Origin of the sequence: Rhodobacter calidifons (genome assembly GCF_011174775.1) — a bacterium.
GTDB classification, from domain to species: domain Bacteria; phylum Pseudomonadota; class Alphaproteobacteria; order Rhodobacterales; family Rhodobacteraceae; genus Tabrizicola; species Tabrizicola calidifons.
In genome coordinates, this window is record NZ_JAANHS010000003.1 from 339,653 (window position 1) to 346,388 (window position 6,736).

7 protein-coding genes, 1 tRNA gene and 1 pseudogene are annotated in these 6,736 nt (G+C 64.3%); 7 read left to right on the top strand and 2 right to left on the bottom strand.

All coding sequences use genetic code 11. The features are described 5' to 3' along the window. Positions 1–270 precede the first annotated feature (270 nt). The 3 genes and pseudogenes from G8O29_RS06550 to G8O29_RS06560 all read left to right on the top strand — a co-directional run bounded on the left by G8O29_RS06550 (position 271) and on the right by G8O29_RS06560 (position 2,103). Positions 271–888, top strand: coding sequence for a hypothetical protein (locus G8O29_RS06550; RefSeq protein ID WP_166402425.1), 618 nt, complete (start codon positions 271–273; stop codon positions 886–888). Positions 889–1,235: 347 nt separating this feature from the next. After that, a pseudogene (locus G8O29_RS06555) lies at positions 1,236–1,494 on the top strand (hypothetical protein); the annotation flags it as partial. Positions 1,495–1,578: 84 nt separating this feature from the next. Further along, positions 1,579–2,103: a hypothetical protein gene (locus G8O29_RS06560; RefSeq protein ID WP_166402426.1), complete on the top strand. Its 525-nt coding sequence runs from the start codon at positions 1,579–1,581 to the stop codon at positions 2,101–2,103. A gap of 923 nt (positions 2,104–3,026) precedes the next feature. Here G8O29_RS06560 and G8O29_RS06570 read toward each other — a convergent pair. After that, entirely contained in the window at positions 3,027–3,320 is a 294-nt protein-coding gene (locus tag G8O29_RS06570) for a hypothetical protein (RefSeq protein WP_166402428.1), read from the bottom strand. A 232-nt stretch (positions 3,321–3,552) separates the two neighbouring features. Here G8O29_RS06570 and G8O29_RS06575 point away from each other — a divergent pair, with 232 nt between their 5' ends. The 4 genes from G8O29_RS06575 (at position 3,553) to G8O29_RS06590 (ending at position 6,190) form a co-directional block, all read left to right on the top strand. Then, on the top strand, positions 3,553–3,999 hold the full coding sequence (locus G8O29_RS06575) for an HK97 family phage prohead protease (RefSeq protein ID WP_166402429.1): 447 nt from the start codon (positions 3,553–3,555) through the stop codon (positions 3,997–3,999). 54 nt (positions 4,000–4,053) lie between these two features. After that, complete coding sequence (locus G8O29_RS06580) at positions 4,054–4,521, top strand: hypothetical protein (protein ID WP_242678927.1); 468 nt, start codon at positions 4,054–4,056, stop codon at positions 4,519–4,521. A 78-nt stretch (positions 4,522–4,599) separates the two neighbouring features. Beyond that, positions 4,600–4,866 carry a DUF2190 family protein gene (locus tag G8O29_RS06585; protein WP_367890134.1) on the top strand — a complete coding sequence of 89 codons (267 nt, stop codon included), beginning with the start codon at positions 4,600–4,602 and terminating at the stop codon, positions 4,864–4,866. 109 nt (positions 4,867–4,975) lie between these two features. Next, on the top strand, positions 4,976–6,190 hold the full coding sequence (locus G8O29_RS06590) for a hypothetical protein (RefSeq protein ID WP_166402430.1): 1,215 nt from the start codon (positions 4,976–4,978) through the stop codon (positions 6,188–6,190). A gap of 439 nt (positions 6,191–6,629) precedes the next feature. Here the strand turns inward: G8O29_RS06590 and G8O29_RS06595 are convergent. Then, positions 6,630–6,706: transfer RNA gene (locus tag G8O29_RS06595), tRNA-Met, on the bottom strand. Positions 6,707–6,736: the final 30 nt, after the last annotated feature.

A 6,736-nucleotide genomic window follows, 5' to 3' on the forward strand; every position in this document is an offset into this window, starting at 1 on the left:
CTGGCGGGACTGGAGGCAACAGGGGAGGCACGAATGCCTCTGCGCGTTCGCCCGCGGTCGAGATGGCGACGCGCTGACCCAACCGTGACGGCTCCGGTGCTAACGCCATGGTTGAAAAAGGATCCTTTCCTTGGCAGGCTACCTGAGAAAGGATATCGCATCTTCCTTTCGTTGTCGTGGTTCTAACGGAGGGTTCCTTTTCTTGTCGAGTGCTCATTCCCCCTGTCCGCGCCAGATCCGGTCCGGGCTCATCCTCTGATCGGTGGCGCGATGGGACATCAGCGCCTCGGCAAACTCCCCACCCACCGATACCTGCCGGACATCGTCAGGTATCTGGTGACCGGCGGGGCACCCACCGCGCCGCTGGTGGAACAGGTGACCGAAGTCAGTCGGGATGCGCTGAGGCGCGCGCTGAGGGACCCTGTCTTCGTGGAAGCGTTGTGGCTGCTAATCAGGTTGCCGCAGGCCGCTGCGTCGAAGGATTTCGGGGCGGCCCTCGCCGACATTGGCATGGGAGCGCGACCGCCGACTTCGGTGACTGAACTGATGGTCGCCTACAACAGCGCACTGGAGCGCGTGCAACGGCGTGTCCATGCGGGAGCGACGGATCTTGGCGACATCGCCCGCGAGGCGGGAGCCGCCGCGCTTGCTGAGGCCGTGGAAGCGGGCATGCCGATGTGGTCCCCAACTGCTGCCGATGTGCAGGATTCAGTGGCGGTGCTGAGGTCGCCGGAGAAGTTCGGCGCCCTGGCCCACCATTTCCACGCGAACATCGGGGAACGCGTTATCCACTATTATGTCGATCGAAACTTGCACAAGCTCGTCGGCGCCGATCGCGACGCGCGGTCTGTCCATGATCTCGGGACGTACAATTCCGCGAGCCGATGAAGTTCGATGGATGCTCCACGCGGGTCACGATCAGCAAGGAAACATCCTGAGCCTTGACGATCCATCGCTCGAAGTGCAGCGGTCGCGATGGTGGGTCTATCACGCAAATGATCTGTGCCACATCGCGCATGAGGCGCTGCTAAAGTTCACGCTCGATACGTTGGGTGATTATCCCTCTGGTCTGGGAATGGAGCGACTTATCGGGCGCTGTGCGCAACACATTCTATCAGAAATTTCACCTGTGCCGGAATCTTGGGCAGTGTCCCACGACGTGGTGTAGGAGGCCGCGCGCGGAGCCTTCGGCGTAGCGCAGCGCGCGGCCGGGGGTGACGCTGGCGGTCATCGCCGAGGTGAAGCGTCGCGCCGACGTCATCGGCGTTCGGGCATTCCTTCGGACCGATGGCAATCATGCCCTCACTCCCGAACGACGAGGCCATCATCCGCCTGGTCGGCGCGTTCGCCATTTTGCTTGAACCAATGGCGCAGAATGGCTCACTGCTAGAGACAAACGGCGAATGGGCCGTCGCGCGGCGATACATGTCGCTTGAAACGCTTGGCCGCGTGACCGACAATCCAACCGTCAGGCTGCCCGCCGTGGCTGCATGATCAGGCCCTGACCTCTCCGAGGGTCGGCGCTCCTACACCACGTCGTGGGACACTATCGAATCTTGGTCGGCCCTGCTTGAGGGGTTGGAGCCTGCTTCGAACGCCTTCGATGCAAGCGATCCCGACCCCGAGGTTTCGCTGACCAATGAGATCATTCGGGCCGGCCGTGACGACGCGCGGATATGCACGCCGGACACGGCAGCAAAGGCCGTTCGCCTGCTTGCCATACTGCATCGGCGGATTGACCTGGTGGGGGCGGACCTGACGGAACCACTCGGCGGCTTCAATCCAGACGCCTTCCGGTCGCTGCTAAGTGAAACGCGATTCCTCGATCGACATCGTGAGGCCCCATTCGGGCAGACAATCGAGCGTGTCCTGGAAGAGCGGGTGATCTGTCGGCATCTGTGGGTTGCCTTGCGAAAGCTGCGCCACCAAGGAGACTATACGTTCCTGATCGAGTCCGATGACGGCAAGCTGCGGCTCCGCGAGAAGGACGGTCCGGTCTTCACCAATCCGCGGCTGGGCCCCGCCATTACCTTCCTCAAAGATATTGGGCTGCTGGGCAACACCGGCCTCACCGAGGCGGGGCGAGAGGCCATCTATTCATGAGGCTGTACGAACGCTTCGCCGACAAGGGCTATCACAGCAGCATCGCCACGACCTTCGGTATCGATTTCGATGCCTACGACAACATCGTACTGCCACGCATCCGGGGGGCCGGTTGTCGCAACAACATGGTCCTCGCTGACGCACGCATGCTGACTCACGCACTTGGCGTAGCCTCGCCGCTGCCAAGGCAAGCGGGAAGACTCTACACCGCCTCTGGAGCGCAAGTTGCGGGCCTTTTTCACCCAAAGCTGTTCTTGCAGATCGGACGTCAGGGTGGTCGCCTGTTTATCGGGTTTGCCAACCTGACGGCAGCAGGCCTCGCTGGAAATCTAGAACTCGTTACGCTTCTCACCTCTGGAGTTGAAGATGACGGCGCGCAGCGTCTGATCGCCCAAGCCTATCGCTACCTCTCCAGCCTTATCGATCCGGCTGACCCGATGCTTCCGACGCAGTTCGAATGGATGCTCGCCCGCGCTGCTTGGTTGCGTTCTGCAGCACCTGCCGAGGGACCTGTCGAGCTTGGCGATGGAACACGGGCAGCGCTCCTACTGTCAAACTCAGCCGAGGGCATAGGCGCCCGCTTCGCCCGCGAGATCGACGGCGAAGTGAAACGCTTGATCGTGATCAGCCCCTATTGGGATGAGCGGCTCGGAGCCTTGTCGGCTCTTGCTGAGCGGCTTCGCCCACGGGCAATCGCTGCGCTCATCGACACAGACGCCGGGTTGTTCCCGCGGGATGCGACAGGGAGCATCTCCGGCATTACGCTCTATCGCCGGGACGGCTTTGGGGGCAGTCGCTTCATCCATGCCAAAGCTCTGATCGCGCAAACCGATACGGCGGACCACCTCCTGATCGGCAGCGCGAACTGCACGATTGCAGCTCTTGGCACCGGGAACGCATCAGGCTCCAACAGCGAGGCAAGCCTATATCGGCAGCTGCCGCCCGGTCGGGCTGTTTCGGAATTGGGGCTGGAGAAAGTGCTCACGCCCGAGAGGCGAATTGAGGTTGAGGAACTGCCGCCGCTGCACGTCGAAGACGACATCCCGTTCGACGCCCTCTCGCAGAGTCACCCGGGCATTTTCGCGGTTCACGGCGACACACTGAGCTGGCGACCAGCTGCGCATGTCGGCACACACGAGGCATATGAAGTCGAATTGCTGGCTGCTTCCGGCGCGCCGCTGGTCAGCAACCCCACACGACTCGAAGGTGCTGATCATCGGAGGATCCGCTTCCAGATTGAGGCAACAATTGACCTTCCGGCCTTCGCACGACTGATCGGGCCGCAGGAGTTCACGCCAGGGATCATCACGCACATCGATGCCCTGCAGATCGCAATTCGCGAAACACACTCACGACAAACGGAGAATGCGCTCGCTCAGCTGGACGGCGAAACAGAAGCCACCCTCGGACAAGCTTGCAGGTTCTTCCCGTGGAGGGCGATGCCAACAGTTGGCCCTACGTTCGGTCCGCAGCGCCGCCGTGGACGGCAGGCGCGGCACAGCGCTCATCCAGTTCTCGGCCCGTCCGGAGGTGGATCCGGTCTGGCAGGACGTCCTGGCGGGCATCCTGCGGCACGTCTCGGTCGGCTACTCGGTCGAAGATTGGGCCGATACCACCGAGAACGGCGCGCGCGTGCTGACCGCCGTGCGCTGGACCCCTCACGAGATTTCCCTATTGCCGACGCCCGCCGACCCCGGCGCCCAATTTCGCATGGAGACAGAGATGACCGAGCCGACCACCACCCCGGCGCCGCCCGAGGCACAGAAGGAAACGCGCGCCGAGGCCAATGCCGAGATCCGCTCCATCGCCCGCATCGCCGGGCGGGACCAGTCCTGGATCGACGGCCAGATCGACGGAGGCGCCGATCCCGACACCGCACGCCGCGCCGCCTTCTAGGCGCTGGCCAAGCGCAGCGCCCCTGCGATCCGCACCGAACAGATCCGCGTCGAGATGGGCGAGAGCCAAGACGATCCCGCGCTCCGCGCCAGGCAGATGAGCGAGGCGCTGTACGCCCGGATCAACCCGCGCCACGAGCTTTCCGAGCCCGCCCGGCGCTATGCCTACTCGACCCCGGTCGACATGGCGAAGGAGCTGCTGACCCTGCGCGGCGAGTCCACCATGGCGCTGTCGCCGGCGACCCTCGTGACCCGCGCGCTGCACACCACCTCCGACTTCCCGATCATCCTCGGTGACACGGTGGGCCGCGTGCTGCGCGACGCCTACCAGGCCGCGCCCTCGGGCATCCGCCGCCTCGGCCGCCAGACCACGGCGCGGGACTTCCGCGCGGTGAACAAGATCATGCTCACCTACGCGAGCGACGGCGAGATGGCCACCGCGCTCACAGACCTCAACCGGCAGATCGCAGGGGCGACCGAGCGCATCTCGGTCGTCCGCATCCAATCCTCGAAAGGGTTCTGAGATGAAGAACTACCTCCAGAAGGCCACATCGTCCGCGTCACGACGCCCGCGGGCGGCGTCGCCTCGGGCGACGCGCTGATCGTTGGCAGAATCTTCGGCATCGCCGCCTATTCCTCGACCGAGGGCGATTCGGTCGAGCTCTCCACCATCGGCGTGTTCCAGCTGCCGAAGGCCAGCGCCGCGGTGCTCGCCGTCGGCGGGCGCGTCGCATGGGACAACACGGCGAAGGAAGTGACCACACCGGCCGCGGGACGCTTCCCTATCGGCGTGGCGGTGGAAGCGGCCGGGAACGGCGTCACCAGCGTCGCAGTGCGGCTGGATGGGGTGGCGACGGCAGCGGCGTGATCGCGCGGGCAAATCGCGTTGGCGGCTACAACGCGTTCGCTTTTCTGGTTTCGGCTGCCATTCCTCAATCCTACTCTGGGCCCGGCAGACGAATCTTTCGGGCCTTTTCATGGACGGCGGAACGACACGAACGGCAAAGGACCTCTCCCGCGAGGAGCTCTATGCGCTCGTATGGGAACGGCCGCTCAATCGTGTCGGCCCGGAACTTGGTCTCGACGGCCCGCGTCTCGCCAAGCTCTGCGCCAAGCGCCAGGTGCCCTATCCGCCTCCGGGATATTGGCAGAAGAAGGCTGTCGGCCGCGCCCCTGCTCCCACGCCTTTGCCCGCGGAAGAGGTGGTTCCCCTAAAGGAACTCGCCCCTCGGACATCGCGCACCCCGCGGCCAACCGCCGTAGCATCAAAGAAGTCTCCGGCGGTGGCGCGGCCGAATGAGGCACGCGCACCTGAACCTCCGTCCATCATAGACGCCAAGGAGACCGAGAAGGACGATGGGCTGGATCCGCTCGACGGGCTGCATCCGAAGATCAAGGCATGGATCGCGGAGCACAAGCGAGAGCAGAAGGAGCGTGCGCAGGAAAACCGGCGACGGAGGAACGACATCTGGTCCTGGGGCAAGTCCCTCCTGGACGATCTCACACCGCGCGATCTGTATCGCTTCAGGGCCAGCAGCTCGCTCTGCCGCGCCGTCGAGGCGGCGGGCGGCCGCGTCAAGGAGGCCGACATTCACGGCAAGCTGACCTTCACCGTCGGAGGGCGAGACATCGAGTGCATGGTGAAGGAGAAGATGTCTCGGCCGATCAAGCGACCGGAAGGTGAAGCCGCGAAGTGGACGGCATATCCGCATCACTACAATTCGGGGCTGACCTCATCGGGATTCCTCAGGGCGCAGATCAGCACATGGCTTCCGGGCGAGCAGCAGCAGTGGGTCGAGAGCCAGAGGAAGCCGTTCTCGCAATTGATCCCGGCAATCGTGGAAACGGTCGTGGCGAGCGTTCCACGCCTGATCGAGTGGGAGCGCAAACGCGAAGAGGACCGCCGTCGCTATCAGGAAGAGGAGCGGCGCCGGTGGGAGTTGCGGCGGCTCAAGGAGATCGATGACGCGCGCTGGACCCGCTTCCGGTCTGCGGCGACTAACTGGCAGGAGAAGCAGCTTCTCGATGCGTTCCTCACTGAGCTTGAAGCGCGGCTGGCTTCCGAAGAGGATCATACCATCGGGGAGAAGACGACCACCGAGTGGCTTGACTGGGCGAAGGACCGTGCCGCGGAGTTCGATCCTTTTGCCGAGGGGCTGGCCGGGCTGTTTCGCGATGTGCAGCGTCCGTGAGGGCCCACCATGGTTCGGCGCCGCGCCGTGGGGCGTGTTCCCCCTCGGCATAGATCGCGTCCGTGATCCGCTTGAGCAGCGCGGCGTGGTCTGCGAGGGCCGTGACATGGCCCCAGTGCACGTCCCCGGGGCTGGCGAAGAAGTGGTCGTCGCTGGCGGCGCGGATGCGGTCGAGGGCCGCATCGATCTCGGCCTTGCGAGCGATGAAGGCGGCCAGTGCGGCGTCGTTGGTCTTGGGCATGGGGCGGTCTCCCGTGGTGGTGTCGGGGACCATCAGGCTCGCGGGCGCGCCTCGATCAAGCGGAGAGTGCGGCGCGACTCGGCGCCATCCGTTGACACGGGCCGCTAGCGTTCTGTTGACACAGTGTTGACACGGGCGCGAAGCGCAAATGGCCTCCCGTTCGGGAGGCTCTTAAGCGGCTGTATTCTTTGAGAGATTTGGTTGCGGGGACAGGATTTGAACCTGTGACCTTCAGGTTATGAGCCTGACGAGCTACCGGGCTGCTCCACCCCGCGTCTGTTCCCGAGGGCTTTGTGCTGCGATCG

Bases quoted from the DNA above. Each gene is read 5' to 3' on its own strand.
- G8O29_RS06550 (WP_166402425.1), top strand. From the start codon at position 271: ATGGGACATCAGCGCCTCGGCAAACTCCCCACCCACCGATACCTGCCG.
- G8O29_RS06570 (WP_166402428.1), bottom strand. From the start codon at position 3,320: ATGATCAGCACCTTCGAGTCGTGTGGGGTTGCTGACCAGCGGCGCGCC.
- G8O29_RS06580 (WP_242678927.1), top strand. From the start codon at position 4,054: ATGGGCGAGAGCCAAGACGATCCCGCGCTCCGCGCCAGGCAGATGAGC.
- G8O29_RS06590 (WP_166402430.1), top strand. From the start codon at position 4,976: ATGGACGGCGGAACGACACGAACGGCAAAGGACCTCTCCCGCGAGGAG.